Source organism: Nocardia sp. NPDC051929, from assembly GCF_044548645.1.
GTDB lineage: Bacteria > Actinomycetota > Actinomycetes > Mycobacteriales > Mycobacteriaceae > Nocardia > Nocardia sichangensis.
The window spans coordinates 1-17503 of the sequence record NZ_JBIUCG010000032.1; the positions used below are offsets into that span (position 1 = coordinate 1).

Sequence of the window (17503 nt, forward strand, 5' to 3'; positions counted from 1 at the left end):
CGTCTCGCCGGTATTATGGGTATTTCTGCGACAGCTCAACCAACGCGCTGACACAACACAAACCCCCCACGCCGAACAAATCTGCCCCGAAACCCGTTTTTGGGGGGGCCCCCGCGGGGGGGCCCCACCCCATCAACTACTTCGAAACACCCCCTAGCGCACGTCCGGGCCGTATCGCGGCTCCCGCACACCGGAATGCGGCGGCGCGCCTGACACCGGAGGGTGACGAGGGCGGCTTCCGGTGTCGGCGCACCGGTCCCGGTCCACGCCGCCCATTCGGTTCCTACCGGCGGACTGGGGTGCATGTGACGTCCGCGGCCGATTCGCCACGGCCCCGACCCGAATTCGCGGGTCGGGGCCGTTTCAGCGCCGGAGTAGCCGCGCTCAGAAGCGACGGATGGCGTAGATGTCGAATTCGTCCAGCGGAGTGAAGCCGACCGGCACGCCCTGACCGTACGCGTTGAGCACCCGGCCGTTTCCGGCATAGATACCGACGTGCGAGCCATCGCTGTTCAGCACGATCACGTCGCCGAGCGACAGCGAGCCCCGCGGGACGGGCGCGCCCACCTTCGCCTGCTGCCAAGTGGTCCGCGGAAGACTCACGCCGACCTGACGGTACGCCCACTGCACGAGGCCCGAGCAGTCCCAGCTGTCGGGGCCGGTCCCACCCCATTCGTACGGCTTGCCGATCTGCGTCGTCGCCGCGGCCAGCGCGCCGACGCCGAACACACTGGGTATCGGCAGGTCGGCCGAGCCGCTGGCGCTGCCGGACGAGGAACTGCCGCTACCCGCCGAGCCGAACGACGCGCTGCCCGGCCCGCTGCCGGAGGCGCTGCCGGTGTCGGCCCAGGCGGGTCCGGCGAACAGGAGGATCGTGATGATCGAGAGCAGGAATCCGAGTGCGATGCGGTGCAACGATTTTCTCGGCACGTGCTCGCCCCTTCCATGGGCGCGGTTGACTGGCCGCCGATCGGCAGCCTGGCTAATACATGGCATCAGCAGCGGCCTCCGATGCGGAGCCGCGGCCACCCGCGCCGGTCACATTCCCAGCACGGCCAAATTCCAAGTAGGACACACTGAAAAGAGAAACTGCCGCCCCGGAGATCACCTGGGTAACAGCAGCGACACCGCAGATTGTGCCTGGGATATCGGCGAATTGTCGGGAATCAGCAAATTCTCAGCATGTGATCTAAATCACCAGACTGCGCCGTGAATACCAGGTTTGAGATCGGAAAACCCTGCCATCGTGTTGCCGGCCGGTCGCGTGCGGTACGCGGGCGCCAGGTGAGCGACCCGGGGCATCGGCGACCGAACAGACCGCGCCCGGACCTGTCCGGCCCCGCCGAGAACATCGAGCGGACCGATTCCGGCAGGCTCGGATCGCTGCCACCGATCGGCTCGGAACAAACGGCACCAAGACCGCTCGAACAGCAACCGGGGCGGGACCTTTCGGTCCCGCCCCGGCTCGAAACCCGGCGCTCAGGCCTTGGCGATCTGCGCCCGCACTCCGCCGACCAGATCGGCGGCCTCCGCTCCGGCGTCGCCGAAGGTCAGCGTGGTGGCGAGGATCTCCCCCGCGATCAGGTCACGGTGCGTCTCGGCCCACGCGGCCCGGTCCGCCGGAACGTCCAGGACCACGGTGATGCGGTCGGAGACGTCCAGCCCGGCGGACTTCCTGGTCTCCTGAAGGTCGCGGATCAGGTCCCGCGCCCAGCCCTCGGCCTCCAGCTCCTCGGTGACCACCGAATTCAGCACCACGAGACCCGCGTTCCCGGGCAGCGCCGCGGTCGACTCGGGCTCGGCCGCCACGAGACGCTGGGTGTACTCCTCCGGCAGCAGGGCGATGCCGGCCGCCCGGACTGTGCCGTCGGCGTCCTCGGCCCAGTCACCGGCCTTCACCGCCTTGATGACCGCCTGCACGTCCTTGCCCAGCCGCGGCCCCGCGGCGCGGGCGTTGACCACCAGCTCGAACCGGCCGTGCGCGTCCACGTCGGTGGTCAGATCGACCTTCTTGACGTTGACCTCGTCGGCGACGATGTCGGCGAACGGCGCCAGCCGCTCGGCGTCGGCCGCGGCGATGGTGACCTCGGCCAGCGGCAGCCGCACCCGCAGGTTCTGCGCCTTGCGCAGGCTCAGCACCGTCGAGCACACCAGGCGCACCTCGTCCATGGCGGCGACCAGCTCCGGATCGTCCGGCAGCTCGCCCTCCTTCGGCCAGTCGGCCAGGTGCACCGACTCACCGCCGGTCAAGCCGCGCCAGATCACCTCGGTGATCAGCGGCAGCAGCGGCGCGGCCAGCCGGGTGACCACCTCGAGCACCGTGTGCAGGGTGTCCACCGCGTCGCGGTCCTCGCTCCAGAACCGCGAGCGGGAGCGCCGCACGTACCAGTTGGTCAGCGCGTCGGCGAACGAGCGCAGCTCATCGCAGGCGCCCGCGATGTCGTAGGTCTCCAGCGCCTCGGTGATCACGTCCCTGGTGCGCGCCAGCTTCGCCAGGATGTATCGATCCAGCACGTGCGGCGAATCCGTGCGCCACACACCGGGCTTCGACGCGTACAGCTGCAGGAACGTCCACGCGTTCCACAGCGGTCGCAGCGCGTGACTCACGCCCTCGCGGATGCCGCGCTCGGTGACGATGAGATTGCCGCCGCGGAGGATCGGCGAACTCATCAGGAACCAGCGCATCGCGTCCGAGCCGTCCCGGTCGAACACCTCGTTGACGTCCGGGTAATTGCCCTTGGACTTGCTCATCTTCAGGCCGTCGTCGCCGAGCACGATGCCGTGCGCCGCGACGGTCTTGAACGCCGGGCTGTCGAACAGAGCCGTCGCCAGCACGTGCAGCGTGTAGAACCAGCCGCGGGTCTGGCCGTTGTACTCGACGATGAAATCGCCCGGGAAGTGGCTGTCGAACCACTCCTTGTTCTCGAACGGATAGTGCACCTGGGCATACGGCATCGAGCCGGACTCGAACCAGCAGTCCAGCACCTCCGGCACCCGGCGCATGGTCGAGCGGCCCGTCGGGTCATCGGGATTCGGCCGGGTGAGCTCGTCGATCATCGGGCGGTGCAGATCGGCCGGGCGCACCCCGAAGTCGCGCTCCAGCTCGTCCAGCGAGCCGTACACGTCGACGCGCGGGTAGGCCGGATCGTCGGACACCCACACGGGGATCGGGCTGCCCCAGTATCGATTGCGGCTGATGTTCCAGTCGCGCGCGCCTTCCAGCCACTTGCCGAACTGGCCGTCGCGGATGTGCTCGGGCACCCAGGTGATCTGTTTGTTCAGCTCCACCATGCGATCGCGGAACTTGGTGACCGCCACGAACCAGGACGGCACGGCCATGTAGATCAGCGGCTGTCCGGAGCGCCAGCTGTGCGGGTAGGAGTGCTCGATCGTCTCGTGCCGCAACAGCTTTCCCGCGGCCTTGAGGTCCTTGATGATCACCGGATTCGCGTCGAACACCATCAGGCCCTCGTACGGCGGAACCATCGAGGTGAACCTGCCGCCCGGGTCCAGCGGCTGCACCAGCTCGATGCCGTGCGCGGAGGCGACGTCCATGTCCTCCTCACCGAAGGCGGGTGCGAGATGCACTATGCCGGTGCCGGAGTCGGTGGTCACGTAGTCGGCGGTGAGCACGCGGTGGGCGTGGGGATGGCCGAGGAAGAAGTCGAACGGCGGCGCGTAGGACAAATCCGCCAGCGCGGCGCCATCGAACTCGGCGAGCACCTCCGGCTCCGCGCCGAACTCCCGCGCGTAGTGCGAAACCCGTTCGGCCGCGAGCACATAGCGTTTGCCGTCGGCCGCGCGCAGGTGCACGTAGCGAACGTCGGGATGCACCGCTATCGCCAAGTTGGACGGCAGCGTCCACGGCGTCGTGGTCCAGATCAGCGCGTTGGCGCCGTCGAGTTCGTGCAGCGGATGCTCCGCGGGCACGCGCAACGCCATGTCGACGGTGACCGCCGGGTCCTGGCGCATCTTGTAGGCGTCGTCGAGGCGGGTTTCCTGATTCGACAACGGCGTCTGCTCGTACCAGCTGTAGGGCAGCACCCGGAAGCCCTGATAGATCAGCCCTTTGTCGTACAGCGATTTGAACGCCCACATCACCGACTCCATGAAGTCGGTGTCCAGCGTCTTGTAGTCGTTGTCGAAGTCGACCCAGCGAGCCTGGCGCGTCACGTAGTCGCGCCATTCCCCGGTGTAGCGCAGCACCGATGTTTTGCAGGCCGCGTTGAATTCCGCGAGCCCCATCGCGTCGATCTGTGATTTGTCCGTGATACCGAGCTGCTTTTCGGCTTCGATTTCCGCGGGCAATCCGTGACAGTCCCAGCCGAATCGCCGGTCGACCCGCTTGCCGCGCATCGTCTGGAAACGCGGGACGAGGTCTTTGACGTATCCGGTGAGCAAATGTCCGTAATGCGGCAGACCGTTGGCAAAGGGCGGCCCGTCATAGAAGACGAATTCGGCTGCGCCGGAACGGTTTTCGATGCTCGCGCGGAAGGTGTCGGCGGCCGCCCACGCGTCGAGCACGCGGCGCTCCATCTCGGGGAACGACGCCCCGCTGCCGACGCTCAGGTCGACGCGCGGGTACGCGCTGTTGCTGGAAGTCTGGTCCGCCATTGCGGATACGTCTCCTCGTGCCGAGTCGTTGGCACGGGGACGATGACGGCGCCCGGTGCGCCGAAACCGCGGTACCACCCCGCTTGTCCGGCGTGGCGACACCGGACCTCTCATTCGCGAGCTGTGACGGGCTCACCCGTTCGGTTCTACTGAGCGCCCGGCCCGCAGGCCGTGCCGCCGTTCTTCCGAAGGCTCCCCGGTGATGGCCGGATCGACGCCGTATTCATGTTTGATTCTAGCCCGAGCGGTCAACTCACTTTGTGAGGCAGGTCAGCGTTTGGCATGACGACCAGGAGGCGGCGGGGAATCACTATCCGGACTCCGCATGGACAAAGCACTCACCAACAAGAGCATCGCGCCGATGACGCACACCACGATGCAGCCCCACGCCCAGATCACCGATCCGGTGGTGAGCGCGGCCACGAGCAGGGCGAAGCCGATCGCGGCAAGGACGAGTGTCAAGACGAGCATGGTGACCCCCAAGGCATGCCGGGCGGCTCGACAGTTCCTCTAAACGGTATGCGAACTGCTGTGCTGGGGCGCGGCGCGCTACTTGCCGCCCTTGGCGAATGACGCCGGCGCGAGGTTGTTCGCCGTGTTGGCATCCGCGAAGGCTTCGCCGCCGTCGACCGGAACGGCCGAGCCACGGTTCTCCAGCTCCTCCAGCTGCGACTCCAGGTAGGACTTCAACCGCACCCGGTACTCCCGCTCGAACGTCTTGAGCTGCTCGATCCGGCTCTCCAGCACACTGCGCTGCTGGGTGATGGTCGCCATGATCTCGGTGTGCTTGCGCTCGGCGTCCGCCTGCAGCGCGTCGGCCTTCTCCTTGGCCTGGCGCAGCTGGCTGTCCGAACGACTCTGCGCGTCGGTCAGCATCGCATCCGACTTCTGACGGGCGTCGGCGATCATGGCCTCCGACCGCGTCCTGGCGTCTCCGACCAGTCGCTCGGAATTCGCCCTGGCATTCGACAGCAAGCTCTCCGCCTCGCTCTTGGCGTCGCTGGTCAGCCGATCCGCCATCTCCTGGGCGAGGCTGAGCACCTTGGCGGCCTGCAGGTTCGCGTCCGCGCCCGGCGCGTCCTTGGCCACCGGCGCGGCGGGCATCGGAGCGGGCGGGGCGACGGGAACCGGGGGCTTGATCGGTTCCGGCTGCGGCGGCGGGGCCTGCGGAATCGGCGGTTTCGGACTGTTCACTCCGGCCGGGCCGCGGTTCTTCTTCGCGTCGGCCAATTCCGCGTCGAGTTCGGCGACCCGCTGGCGCAGATCGGCGTTCTCCTCGATCAGACGCGAGAGCTCCTGCTCCACCAGATCCAGGAACGCGTCGACTTCATCCTCGTTGTAGCCGCGCTTCCCGATCGGCGGTTTGCTGAACGCGACGTTGTGCACATCGGCTGGGGTCAGCGGCATGGAAGGATCCCTTCACGCGTCTTTTGGAGATCTAGCAGATCTAGCAAGCTGTCTTCACGGCCCATTCTGTCACACCGGAGCTACCGGCTGCCCGAGCCTGCCCACGATCGACATCAGGATGAAGACGATGAAAAGCAGGACCATTATCGACAGATCCAGGCGAATTCCGCCCAGTGACACCGGAGGTATCAAGCGCCTGAGCAGTTTCACCGGAGGATCGGTGATCGTGAAGATCACCTCCAGGACGACGACCACGACACCGGTAGGACGCCAGTCTCGGGCAAAGCTACGGATGAACTCGACGATCACCCGGCTGATCAGCAACAGCCAGAAGATGAACAGTACGAAGTACAGCACCGCGAACAAGGCCACGAGTTCACTCTGCCGTAAAAATCGCTTCGCGCAAAATGACCGCGCCGCACAACCTGCGACCGGTCTGCTCCACCCCCCAGATCACGAGCTTATTTCTGGTTGTAGAAGCCGGTTTCCGCGATGCGTCTGCGTTCTTCCGCTGATACGTCGACATCGGCCGGTGAGAGCAGGAACACTTTTGTCGCCACCTTGTCGAACGATCCGCGCAGCGCGAAGGCCAGGCCCGCGGCGAAGTCGACCAACCGCTTGGCGTCGGCGTTGCTCAGATCCACCAGGTCCATGATCACCGGATTGCCCTCGCGAAAGCGTTCGCCGATGATCCGAGCCTCGCTGTAATCGCGCGGGCGCAGCGTCGTGATCTTGGACAAGGGGCCTCCGTCCTCGAAGATCCCGGGCCGCCGCACCGGGGCGGGCTCGGGACGCACGCGCTCCTCCAGCCTGCGCTCCTCGGCGTCGGGATCGACGGCGAGCGCGCCACGGGTCGTACCGCGCAGCGGAGGCGGGCTCCCGCCCGCGCGGAACCGGCCCGACGGCGCGGAGTCGATCCGGGTCGGACGCCGGGGCGCGTCGTAGCGGTCGTCGCCGTAGGGCTCGTCGGCGTAGTCGTCGCGCCGCGACACCGAGTAACCCGCCTTGTAGGGCGACTTGTACGCGGGCTCGGGATAGTCGACGTCGTCGAAACGGCTTGCGCCGTACCGATCGTCGGCGTAGCGATCGACGTAGCCGTCGCGGTCGGAGTAGTCACGGGGCCGGGGCCTGCGAGCGCCGCGCTCGTCCACCCCTCGGGGAGCGCGATCGTCGACGTAGTCGTCTTCGTAATCCTCGAGCGGAACCATGCCGAAGTACGCCTTGAACTTGTGCAGCGTGCTCATTGGTCGACCTTCCTTCGGCCCCGGTGGCGGCCGGGTGTTGAAGTCTTGCTCAGCCCTCGTCAGATCCCAGCATATGTGTCGAATGTGACTGATGAGGTTTCTTTGCTAGCCCGAGGTTATCGGTCGCATACCCATCAAGGCGGTACCGACACGCACAACCGTCGAACCATGTTCGATCGCGCATTCCAGATCACCCGACATTCCCGCGGAAAGCTCTGTCGCGTCCGGATGATCGGCGACCAACAACGTGTGCAACATCGCAAGTCGCGCAAATGCGGCATCGGACTCCGAACCCAAGGGTGGAATGGCCATCAGACCCGACAAACGTAATCCCGGAGCGTCCGCAATCCGTTGCGCGAGCACGGGAAGATCAGCGGCCGTGACACCCCCTCGCGCGGGGTCGTCGTCCAGGCTCACCTGGAGCAACACCCGCAGCGGTTCGGTGCGTTCGCCCGCCTCCAGCGCAGCCACCGCGCCGGCGTTCAGAGCGGTTGCCAGACGTTCGCTGTCGACCGAGTGAACCGTGTGCGCCCAGCGGGCGACACTGCGCGCTTTGTTCCGCTGCAACCGCCCGATCATGTGCCAGCGGATGCCGGAGAGGTCTTCCTCACGTAACGCCGCCACCTTGGCGGCCGCCTCCTGCTCCCGCGACTCGCCGAACTCGCGCCGGCCGAGCCGATGCAGGATCGCCACGTCCGAAGCCGGGAAGAATTTCGTCACCGGCAGCAGCCGCACCGAATCCGGCGACCGACCCGCGGCGCGACACGCCGCGTCGATGCGAGCGAGCAGACCGGCAAGGTTGTCCGACAGCTCGGCGGTCCTGGCGGCGAGTGCGCCGTCCACCGCGGCCCCGGCTTCGGCGCTCATGCGCGCGCCTCCCCGGCGCACGGCGCGTCGACCAGACGGGCGATTCGCGCGGTCACGCGGCGGCCTCCATCCAGATCACCCCGCCGATCCGGCCGGTCGGCGCGCCACGGCGATGGCTGAACAAGGTGCGGTCCTCGATGGTGCACCGCGGGTCCACCGCGATCGCGCCGACGCCTGCCTCGGTGAGCTGCCGGGAGATTCCCGCGCGCAGATCCAGGCCCGGCGTGCCGCGGACCGTGGTGGTCGCACTGCCGGGCAGATGCGCTTCGACGTCGGCGCGCATGGCGGCGGGAACCTCGTACTGACGGCCGGAGGCGGCGGGCCCGAGCAGCGCGCCGACCCGATCCAGGCGCGCGCCGACCGAGACCATCGCGTCGAGCACACGCGGCACGATGCCGATGCGAGCGCCGATCCGCCCCGCGTGCACCGCGGCGATCACGCCCGCCTCGTCGTCGGACAGCAGGATGGGCACGCAGTCGGCGGTGAGCACGACCAGCGCGAGACCCGGCACGGTGGTCACGAGCGCGTCGGTGGCCGGGACCGGTTCGGCGCGCGGCCCGTCGACGATCTCCACGTTGCGGCCGTGGATCTGTTCCATCCAGACCAGGCGCTCCGGCGGCAGGCCGATGCCCTCGGCCAGCCGGTCGCGGTTGCGCCGCACGGCCGTCGGATCGTCGCCGACGTGGTCGCCCAGATTGAACGAGTCGTAGGGTGGCGCCGAGAAGCCTCCGGACCTGGTCGTGGTGACCCGTCGGACAGTGATGGTCGGCGCGATAGTCATGGCGACGAGCGTAGTGGCGCTCGGTGAAGGGCGTCGAAATGCCCAGGTAGAGAGCGAATATTCCCCCGGGACGGAATCAGTCGCGTCGTATCGAGCGCCTCGGCGCCCGGTCCCGCCCGGCCGGCCCCCGCACCGGCGTCCCCCGAATTCCTGTGCACAGTCGTGCTTCGGGACCGCTTCGGCGTATCCCTCCGACGCGTCCCGGCGCGGGCCGGGATCGCTCTTTCCAGCTCGGTCCCGGCCTGCGCCGGAACCGGATTCCAGCGCCCGATGGGTGCTGCCGGACGCAGTCCGTCTTCAGCCCGCGCATGGCCGGAGCGAAGGCGGAGGTACGCAGCACGCGCATGGCCGGAGCGAACGCGGAGGTACGCAGCACGCGCATAGCCGGAGCGAACGCGGAGGTACGCAGCACGCGCATAGCCGGAGCGAAGGCGGAGGTACGCAGCACGCGCATGGCCGGAGCGAAGGCGGAGGTACGCCTAATGGGCGCTGCCGGACGCAGTCCGTCTTCAGCACGCGCATGGCTGGAGCGAAGGCGGAGGTACGCCTAGCCCCTCCGCATGAACGACGGCACGTCCACGTCGTCGTCATCGTCGTCGGCATCCGGCGGCGTGATGTGCGGTCGCGTGCCGCTCGTCACCGACGGCTCGCCCAGGGTGCGCGGCCGTTCGGTGTCCCGGTAGCTCGGCAACGTGCCGCGGCCAGCCGTACCCGTGACGGACGTGCTCGGCGTGCTGTCGCTGCTTCGCGCGGTCAACTCGCTGGTTCGGCTCTGCCCGATCTCACCGGACCGCGCCGTGCCGATGGTGCTGCGACCCGACGTCTCGAAGGTGCGCCGGGCCGGGCCGCCGCCGTCGAAGCCCGCCGCGATCACGGTGACCCGCACCTCGTCGCCGAGCGAGTCGTCGATCACGGTGCCGAAGATGATGTTGGCCTCGATGTGCGCGGCCTCCTGCACCAGCGAAGCCGCCTCGTTGATCTCGAACAGCCCGAGATCGGACCCGCCCGCGATCGACAGCAGCACGCCGTGCGCGCCGTCCATGGAGGCTTCCAGCAGCGGCGAATTGATCGCCGCCTCGGCCGCTTTCACCGAGCGGCCCTCGCCGCGCGACGAGCCGATACCCATCAGCGCGCTGCCCGCGCCGGACATCACGCTCTTGACATCGGCGAAGTCGACGTTGATCAGACCCGGGGTGGTGATCAGGTCGGTGATGCCCTGCACACCGTTGAGCAGCACCTCGTCGGCGGAGCGGAACGCGTCCATCAGGCTCACCGCCGCGTCGCCGAGCTGCAGCAGCCGGTCGTTCGGGATGACGATCAGCGTGTCGCACGACTCGCGCAGCAGATTGATGCCGACCTCGGCCTGATTCCCGCGCCGCTTGCCCTCGAAGGAGAACGGGCGGGTGACCACGCCGATGGTGAGCGCGCCGAGCTTGCGCGCGATCTGCGCGACGACCGGGGCGCCACCGGTGCCGGTGCCGCCGCCCTCACCCGCCGTCACGAAGACCATGTCGGCGCCCTTGAGCACCTCTTCGATCTCGTCCTTGTGGTCCTCGGCGGCTTTACGGCCGACCTCGGGGTCCGCGCCTGCTCCGAGACCTCGGGTCAGCTCGCGGCCGACGTCGAGCTTGACGTCGGCATCGCTCATCAGCAGCGCTTGGGCGTCGGTGTTGACCGCGATGAACTCGACACCTTTGAGTCCCTGCTCGATCATCCGGTTGACGGCATTCACACCGCCGCCGCCGATACCGACGACCTTGATCACCGCAAGGTAGTTGTGCGGGGGCGTCATGGGCTCTCGCCTTCCTTCGATCTAAAGCCTGTCGTTTCCGGATGCTCGGCACACCGCTTTTTCGGCCCGGTCCGGGGGTCGGGTCGCTACGAGGAGCGAACCGCGGCTCGGGCAAACCCTAAAGCTCAACCATAGGGTTAGCGTTATGTCAAGTATCCGACTGGTGCGGAACGCTATTCGCAGCCGACGCGATACGCGCGCAGGCGCGCCGAAACGAGAGCCAGAATCTTGCGTGATCCCGCTCGTCTCGCCGCTCCACACGTCGTATGGTGAACGGTTGCCCCCCGGCTCCCTTCTCGGCGCCGGAACAACTCCCGGACCGCCGAAAATTACCTGGGCGCAATGGGTGTGGATCACTTTACCGTGACCAGATTGGGACTCGACACATCGAACACCGTTCCGGGGCGCGTCAACAACGGCAACACGACCGCCGCCTTTCGTTCGGCGTCGTCGCTCCCGCCCCAGAGTACCGTGCGGCCGCCCTTCAGATTCAGCGAAATATCCGAAATGGACCGTGCCACAACCTCGCTCACCTGAACCGCCAGCGCAGGCGGCACGATGGCGATCACCGAGACCGCAGCCCTGGTCACCGGATCGGCGCCGCCGGGATGATCGGTGATCAACTTCGGCACGCCGATCGGAGCCGGCTCGACCGCGAATTCCACGCCGTCCGCGTCCAGCAGATGCGCGCCTTCCCTGCTGTCGTAGAACAACACCGCGGCGCGCTCGACGACCGTCACCCGAACCGTGGACGGAAACACCCGCTGCACCCGTGCCGTGCGTACCTTCGGAATGCTCGCCACCCGGCGTGCCACGGCATTGGTGTCGATCCGCAAGATCGAGCGGCCGGAAGGAATTTCGAGCACATCCCGCACTTGTTGTTCGGGCACCGCCACCGCGCCCTCGATTCGCACGCTGCGCACCGAGAGCACCGGGGTGAACCAGGCGAGAACACAGAGCACTGCAAGGACGCACACGCTCAGCAATCCCCACAGGCGAATTCGGCGCCAGTCGAGCTCGCCGAACCGATCACCCGCGCGGCGCCCGGCTGCGCGCGCCGACCCGACCCCGCGCACGCCGGGTCACCGTCCGTGCTGGGGACGCGCCCGTAATCCGTCGAGAATCTGACCGCCCAGCATCGTCACGTCGCCCGCGCCCATGGTGATCACCACGTCGCCCGGCAACGCCAGCCCCGCGACCTGGCGCCCGACCCGGGACATGTCCGGCTGGTAGTGCACCGGCTTGGTCACCGATTGCGCCACCAGCGCTCCGTTCACGCCCGGCAGCGGCTTCTCCCGCGCGCCGTAGACATCGAGCACGACGACCTCGTCGGCCAGACTGAGCGCGGCGCCGAAGTCCTGGGCGAAGGTCGCGGTCCGGCTGTAGAGATGTGGCTGGAAGACCACGATGACCCGGCCCTGCCTGGACCGGGCTCCGTCGCGCGCCTCCTGCTGGACCAGTTCGGCGGCGGCGCCGAGCACGGCGCGCACCTCGGTGGGGTGGTGGGCATAGTCGTCGAACACCCGCACCCCGTTCTCCCGACCGGCGAACTGGAACCGGCGGTGCACACCGCCGAACCCTTCCAGGCCCTGGATGATCTCGCCGACATCGGCGCCGGTGGCCCGGGCGGCGAGCAGGGCGCCGAGCGCGTTGAGCGCCATGTGCCTGCCCGGCACCGACAGGCGCAGCGTGCGCGGCGCGGCCTCGTCGGTGAGCTGGAATTGCGCGATGCCGCCGACGTCCCGCGGCTCCCAACTGTGCAGCCGGGCGCCCACCGGGACCGGCGCGTCGGCGAGTTCGCCGGAGCCGTAGCCGAGGACTTGGACGTTTCGCTCGGCCAAGCGCGCACCGACTCGCTCGGCCAGCGCCAGCGAGCCCGGATCGTCCAGGCACACCACCAGCAGGCCGCCCGCGGCGAGGCGGTCGGCGAAGTCGTCGAAGACCTGCACGTAGGCCTCGTCGGAGCCGAAGAAATCCAGGTGATCGGACTCGATGTTGGTGACCACGGCGACGTCCGGGTCGTATTGCAGCAGCGAGCCGTCGCTCTCGTCGGCTTCGGCCACGAAGATGTCACCGGTGCCGTGGTGGGCGTTGGTGCCCGCCTCGTTCAGCTCGCCGCCCACCGCGAACGACGGATCGAACCCGCAGTGCTGCAACGACACGATGAGCATGGAGGTCGTGGACGTCTTGCCGTGCGTACCGGACACGAGCAAGGTGCGATACCCCCGCATCAGCGAGGCCAGCACCGTGGGGCGCAGCAGCACCGGGATATCGCGCCGGTTGGCCTCGACCAGCTCCGGGTTGGTCTTCGGAATGGCGGCGTAAGTGGTGACCACCGCGGTCGGGCCGCCGGGTAGCAGGTCCAAGGCGGTGGCGTCGTGCCCGATCCGCACCTGAGCGCCGCGAGCGCGCAGCGCCAGCACGCCCCGGCTCTCCTTGGCGTCCGACCCCGACACCGCGCCGCCGCGTGCGAGCAGGATCCGCGCGATGCCGGACATCCCGGCCCCGCCGATGCCGACCATGTGCACACGCTCCAGCTCCGGGGGCAGCGCGGTCCGTTCGACGCCCGCGTCCTGGACCACCCGATCTGCGGTCGTGTCGCTCATCGGCGCGCCACCTCCAGCGCGATCCGCGCCACCTCGTCGGCGGCGTCGCGGTGCCCGGCGCCTGCGGCGGCCCGGCCCATCTCGGTCAGCCGTGCGGAGTCCATGAGCAGCGGAATCACCTCATCGATCACGTACTTCGGCGTCAACTCGGAGTCGGGGACAATTCTGCCACCGCCCTGGCGCACCACGGGCCGAGCGTTGAGTTCCTGTTCCCCATTACCGTGCGGCAGCGGCACGTAGAACGCGGGCAGCCCCACCGCCGAGACCTCCGCGACGGTCATCGCGCCCGATCGGCAGACCACCGCGTCGGCGGCGGCATAGGCGAGGTCCATCCGGGACAGGTACGGCACGGCGACGTAGCGAGCGCCGTCCGCGGCGGATCCGTCCACGTCGATGGTGTTCTTGGGCCCGTGCGCGTGCAGCACCGAGATGCCCGCGGCGGCCAGCTGGGGCGCGGCGCCCGAGACCGCGTCGTTGAGCGTCCGCGCGCCTTGGGAACCGCCGAAGACCAGCAGCACCGGGCCTTCGGACGGAAGGCCGAAGTGCTCCCGCGCCTCGGCCCGCAGTGCGGCGCGGTCCAGTCCGGTGATCGATTCGCGCACTGGAATGCCCACCACCCGCGCGTCCGCCAGGCCGGAGTCCGGGACCGCCGCGAGCACCCGAGCGGCGCGGCGGGCGCCGACCTTGTTCGCGATACCGGCCTTGGCGTTGGCCTCGTGCACCACCACCGGCACCGGGCGTCTGCGGCGCAGCACACCCGCGCCGGCGGCGAGATACGCCGGAAGCGCAACGTACCCGCCGAAACCGATGATCACGTCGGCCTCGACCGCATCGATGACCGCCCTGGTGGCCGCCACCGAGGCGCGCACCCGACCGGGTAACCGCAGCAGATCGGCGGTGGGCTTGCGGGGCAGCGGAACCGGAGGGATGAGCTCGAGCGGATAGCCGCGCTCGGGAACCAGGCGGGTCTCCAGACCGCGTTCGGTGCCCAGCGCCGTCACCCGGATGGAATCGTCGAGCCGCCGCAACGCGTCGGCCACCGCCAGTGCCGGTTCGATGTGGCCCGCCGTGCCGCCGCCCGCGACGATTACCGAGATCACCTGGATCTTCCCCGTTCTCTTGCGTGATTGACCGGATAACTGGGTTCCCAAGCCCTGGTGGCACGCGCCGAGCTGGTGCCGCGACTCTCCGGCGAGCGGCGGCGCGCCGGTTCCGCACGCCCCCGCCTGCCCTGCGGCAGCGCCGAGGATCCGCGATCGGACGGCCGCGGCGCCCGGCCACGTCGGGCGCTCGCCCGAGCCGGCGCGTACACCTCGGGTTTGGGCAACCGCAACAGCCTACTGAAACGACCGTCCTGTCCGGCGTGCAGCGCCGCGACGGCTTCCGGCTCGTGCCTGGCCGCGTTGGCGATCAGCCCGAACATCAGCAAGGTGATCGCGAGCGATGAGCCGCCGGCGGACACCAGTGGCAGCTGCAGCCCGGTGACCGGCAGCAGACCGACGACATACCCGATGTTGATCATGGCCTGTCCGGCGATCCACGTGGTCGCGGAGGCGGTCAGCAGCCGCAGGAACGGATCCGCCGACCGGCTGGCGATGCGCAGTCCCGTGTAGACGAACAAGGCGAACAGGCCCAGCACCAGTGCGCAACCGAGAAAGCCCAGCTCCTCCCCGATGATCGCGAAGATGAAGTCGTTGTGGGCGTTCGGCAAGTAGCTCCACTTGGCCCGGCTCTGTCCCAGGCCCCTGCCCCAGATCCCTCCGTCGGCAAGGGAATACAGGGCCTGTCGAGCTTGATAGTTGTCGCCCTGCGGATCGGAGCCCGGATTGAAGAAGGACCGGACCCGATTCGACCGGTAACCGGCGGACATGGCGAGCACGCCCGCGGCGACGACGCCGGAAACCGCGATCGTCACGAACAGCCGGATCGGAAGTCCGCCGAACCACAGCAAGGCGCCGAGGATGATGCCCACCGCGACCGTGGTGCTGAGATTCGGCTGGACCACGATCAACAGACAGACCAGCACACCCGCCGGGACGAGCGGCACCAGGATGTCGCGCAGACTCGAACCCATCGCTCGCCGGGAAACCAGCAAGTGCGCGCCCCAGACGATCAAGGTCACCTTCACGACCTCGGACGGCTGCACCGAGACGGGACCGAGGATCAGCCAGCGGCGCGCGCCCTGCACGCTGGTGCCGATGCCCGGAATGAGCACGAGCACCAGCGCCAGCACCGAGATCGCGAACAGCGGGAACGACGCCTGGCGTAACAGGCGCAGCGGAACGCGCAGGGCCAGATAGAACAGCACCGCGCCGATCGCCGCGAACAACGTCTGCTGGATGAACAGGGAGTACGCCGACCCGCCCTCGGCGTACTCGACGACGCCGGACGCGGACAGGACCATGACCAGTCCGAGGGCCGTCAGCAGCGTGGCGATGGTGACGACGAGATGGAAGGACGCGAGCGGCCGTGCCAGCCACGAACCGGGACCCGTCCCTACGCCGCGGCCACGCCGGGATGGCGTCCCGGCTTCTCGTGCGCCCGAGGTCCGGGCCGCCTTACCGGTCCACCGCCTGCCGTTGCCCGAAGTCACGAGACACCCGCGGCCCGCGCCGGTAGCACCACTGTCACAGCGAACCAGCGGAGGCGGAGGATGCTTGCGCGTCCGCGAAAGCGACTCGACCGACCGGGGCGGGTGTCGATACCCCGCCCGCCCCGGTCGGCAGTCATCGCAAACCCCCGATATCGGTGGTTCCGAGGTCACCGTCTTCCAGGGCGTGCACCGCCTGGGCGAAACTGCGACCCCGGTGGGTGTAATCGGCGAACATGTCCAGCGACGCGGCGGCCGGAGCCAGCAGCACGGTGTCGCCGCGGCGGGCGAACCCGGCGGCCGCTCGCACGGCCCGCGCCATGACAGCGTCGGCCGCGGCGGCCCTCGACGCTTCATCACCCATCCCTGCATCGTCTCCCGCGATCAGCTCGACGACGGGGACCTCGGGCGCGTGTCGCGCCAACGCGGCCGCGAGCACCGGTGCGTCGGCGCCGATCAGCACCGCCGCGACCAGGCGGTCGGCGACCTCCTCGACGAGGTCGTCGACGTGCGCGCCCTTGAGCTGGCCACCGGCCACCCAGATCACCTGCGGATGCGCCAGGATCGATGAGCGCGCGGCGTGCGGATTGGTGGCCTTGGAGTCGTCGACGAACTCGACGCCGGACAGCTCGCGGACGAACGCCGCGCGGTGCGGGCCGACCTTGTGCTCGATCAAGCCTTCCCGGACGAACTGCGGCGCGACGTCGATCGCCCTGGTCAACGCGGAGGCGGCGAGTGCGTCGGCGACGCCGGCGGGGCCGGGCGGGCTGATGTCGCCGACCTCGGCCAGGATCGCGGCCTTGGTGAACGCGCGGTCGAGCAGCTTGCCGTCCACCACGCCGAGCTCGCCGTCGGCGGGCACGCCCACCCGGAACCCGACGGTCCGGCGCGCCTTGGACTTGCGGGCCAGCGAGGCCGCGACCGGATCGTCCAGGCCGACCACGCCGACCCGGCCGACCAGCGCCCTGGCCTTGGCCGCGGCGTAGGCGTCCAGGCCGCCGTGCCAATCCAGGTGATCCTCGGCCACGTTCAGCACGACACCCGCCTCCGGACGCACCGACGGCGCCCAGTGCAGCTGGAACGACGACAGCTCCACCGCGAGCACCTGCGGACCGGGGTTGCGCCGCAACGCATCCAGGATGGGCAGGCCGATGTTGCCGCACGCGACGCTGGCGATGCCCGCCGCGCGCAGGATCGCGTGGGTCATCTGGGTCGTGGTGGTCTTGCCGTTGGTGCCGGTGACGACCAGCCATTTGCGCACCGGACCGTAGATCCTGGCCTGATCGACCCACCAGGAGAACTCCACGTCGCCCCACACCGGCGTACCCTCCGCGACCGCGGACGCCAGCACCGGCGAGTCCGGCCGCCAGCCCGGGCTGGTGATCACCAGCGCGAACCGGCTCCAGTCCGCGTTCTCCAGTTCCGCGGTGGTGGCGACGTCCAGCCCGAGCCCGGCCGCCTCGGCCAGGGCCGCTGCGCCGCCGTCGGTCACCACCGGACGCGCGCCGATGTCGCGCAGCGGTTCCACCAGCGAGCGTCCCGACACGCCCCAGCCCGCGACCAGAACGTCGCGTCCGCGTAGGAATTCCAGCATGGGCCCTG

At 68.9% G+C, this 17503-nt stretch carries 14 protein-coding genes; all 14 read right to left on the reverse strand.

Translation table 11 applies throughout. The annotated features are described in order from the left end of the window. Positions 1-384: 384 nt before the first annotated feature. On the reverse strand, positions 385-930 hold the full coding sequence (locus tag ACIHAX_RS34105) for an NlpC/P60 family protein (protein ID WP_355079663.1): 546 nt from the start codon (positions 928-930) through the stop codon (positions 385-387). Between the two features lie 549 nt (positions 931-1479). Further along, on the reverse strand, positions 1480-4614 hold the full coding sequence (gene ileS, locus ACIHAX_RS34110) for an isoleucine--tRNA ligase (protein WP_397281731.1): 3135 nt from the start codon (positions 4612-4614) through the stop codon (positions 1480-1482). Between the two features lie 270 nt (positions 4615-4884). Further along, positions 4885-5085 carry a hypothetical protein gene (locus tag ACIHAX_RS34115; protein WP_355079659.1) on the reverse strand — a complete coding sequence of 67 codons (201 nt, stop codon included), beginning with the start codon at positions 5083-5085 and terminating at the stop codon, positions 4885-4887. Between the two features lie 78 nt (positions 5086-5163). Further along, positions 5164-6021, reverse strand: a complete 858-nt coding sequence (locus ACIHAX_RS34120) for a DivIVA domain-containing protein (RefSeq protein ID WP_355079657.1) — start codon at positions 6019-6021, stop codon at positions 5164-5166. A 69-nt stretch (positions 6022-6090) separates the two neighbouring features. Next, the gene (locus tag ACIHAX_RS34125; protein WP_039797136.1) at positions 6091-6393 is read right to left on the reverse strand and encodes a YggT family protein; all 303 of its coding nucleotides are present in this window, start codon (positions 6391-6393) and stop codon (positions 6091-6093) included. Between the two features lie 89 nt (positions 6394-6482). Continuing rightward, positions 6483-7265, reverse strand: a complete 783-nt coding sequence (locus ACIHAX_RS34130; RefSeq protein WP_355079655.1) for a cell division protein SepF — start codon at positions 7263-7265, stop codon at positions 6483-6485. Between the two features lie 105 nt (positions 7266-7370). Beyond that, positions 7371-8132 (reverse strand): YggS family pyridoxal phosphate-dependent enzyme, encoded by a 762-nt coding sequence (locus tag ACIHAX_RS34135; RefSeq protein ID WP_397281733.1) that lies wholly within the window; start codon positions 8130-8132, stop codon positions 7371-7373. Positions 8133-8184: 52 nt separating this feature from the next. Further along, positions 8185-8913, reverse strand: coding sequence for a peptidoglycan editing factor PgeF (gene pgeF / locus ACIHAX_RS34140; protein ID WP_356965199.1), 729 nt, complete (start codon positions 8911-8913; stop codon positions 8185-8187). A 547-nt stretch (positions 8914-9460) separates the two neighbouring features. After that, a complete protein-coding gene (ftsZ, locus tag ACIHAX_RS34145) occupies positions 9461-10705 on the reverse strand; it encodes a cell division protein FtsZ (RefSeq protein WP_355079649.1) in 1245 nt (414 codons plus the stop codon). 353 nt (positions 10706-11058) lie between these two features. After that, positions 11059-11688: a cell division protein FtsQ/DivIB gene (locus ACIHAX_RS34150; protein WP_397281798.1), complete on the reverse strand. Its 630-nt coding sequence runs from the start codon at positions 11686-11688 to the stop codon at positions 11059-11061. A 99-nt stretch (positions 11689-11787) separates the two neighbouring features. Next, a complete protein-coding gene (murC, locus tag ACIHAX_RS34155; protein ID WP_397281737.1) occupies positions 11788-13311 on the reverse strand; it encodes a UDP-N-acetylmuramate--L-alanine ligase in 1524 nt (507 codons plus the stop codon). After that, complete coding sequence (gene murG, locus ACIHAX_RS34160) at positions 13308-14411, reverse strand: undecaprenyldiphospho-muramoylpentapeptide beta-N-acetylglucosaminyltransferase (protein ID WP_355079645.1); 1104 nt, start codon at positions 14409-14411, stop codon at positions 13308-13310. Before murG ends, murC begins: the two co-directional genes overlap by 4 nt. After that, a complete protein-coding gene (gene ftsW, locus ACIHAX_RS34165; RefSeq protein WP_397281739.1) occupies positions 14408-15904 on the reverse strand; it encodes a putative lipid II flippase FtsW in 1497 nt (498 codons plus the stop codon). The genes murG and ftsW overlap by 4 nt, the downstream gene beginning before the upstream one ends. A 133-nt stretch (positions 15905-16037) precedes the next feature. After that, positions 16038-17495, reverse strand: a complete 1458-nt coding sequence (gene murD, locus ACIHAX_RS34170; RefSeq protein WP_355079697.1) for a UDP-N-acetylmuramoyl-L-alanine--D-glutamate ligase — start codon at positions 17493-17495, stop codon at positions 16038-16040. Positions 17496-17503 lie beyond the last annotated feature (8 nt).

Excerpts from the sequence above, each read along its gene's own strand:
- murD (WP_355079697.1), bottom strand. The coding sequence starts at position 17,495 with ATGCTGGAATTCCTACGCGGACGCGACGTTCTGGTCGCGGGCTGGGGC.
- pgeF (WP_356965199.1), bottom strand. The coding sequence starts at position 8,913 with ATGACTATCGCGCCGACCATCACTGTCCGACGGGTCACCACGACCAGG.
- ACIHAX_RS34120 (WP_355079657.1), bottom strand. The coding sequence starts at position 6,021 with ATGCCGCTGACCCCAGCCGATGTGCACAACGTCGCGTTCAGCAAACCG.
- ACIHAX_RS34135 (WP_397281733.1), bottom strand. The coding sequence starts at position 8,132 with ATGAGCGCCGAAGCCGGGGCCGCGGTGGACGGCGCACTCGCCGCCAGG.
- ACIHAX_RS34130 (WP_355079655.1), bottom strand. The coding sequence starts at position 7,265 with ATGAGCACGCTGCACAAGTTCAAGGCGTACTTCGGCATGGTTCCGCTC.
- ftsZ (WP_355079649.1), bottom strand. The coding sequence starts at position 10,705 with ATGACGCCCCCGCACAACTACCTTGCGGTGATCAAGGTCGTCGGTATC.
- ACIHAX_RS34115 (WP_355079659.1), bottom strand. The coding sequence starts at position 5,085 with ATGCTCGTCTTGACACTCGTCCTTGCCGCGATCGGCTTCGCCCTGCTC.
- ileS (WP_397281731.1), bottom strand. The coding sequence starts at position 4,614 with ATGGCGGACCAGACTTCCAGCAACAGCGCGTACCCGCGCGTCGACCTG.
- murC (WP_397281737.1), bottom strand. The coding sequence starts at position 13,311 with ATGAGCGACACGACCGCAGATCGGGTGGTCCAGGACGCGGGCGTCGAA.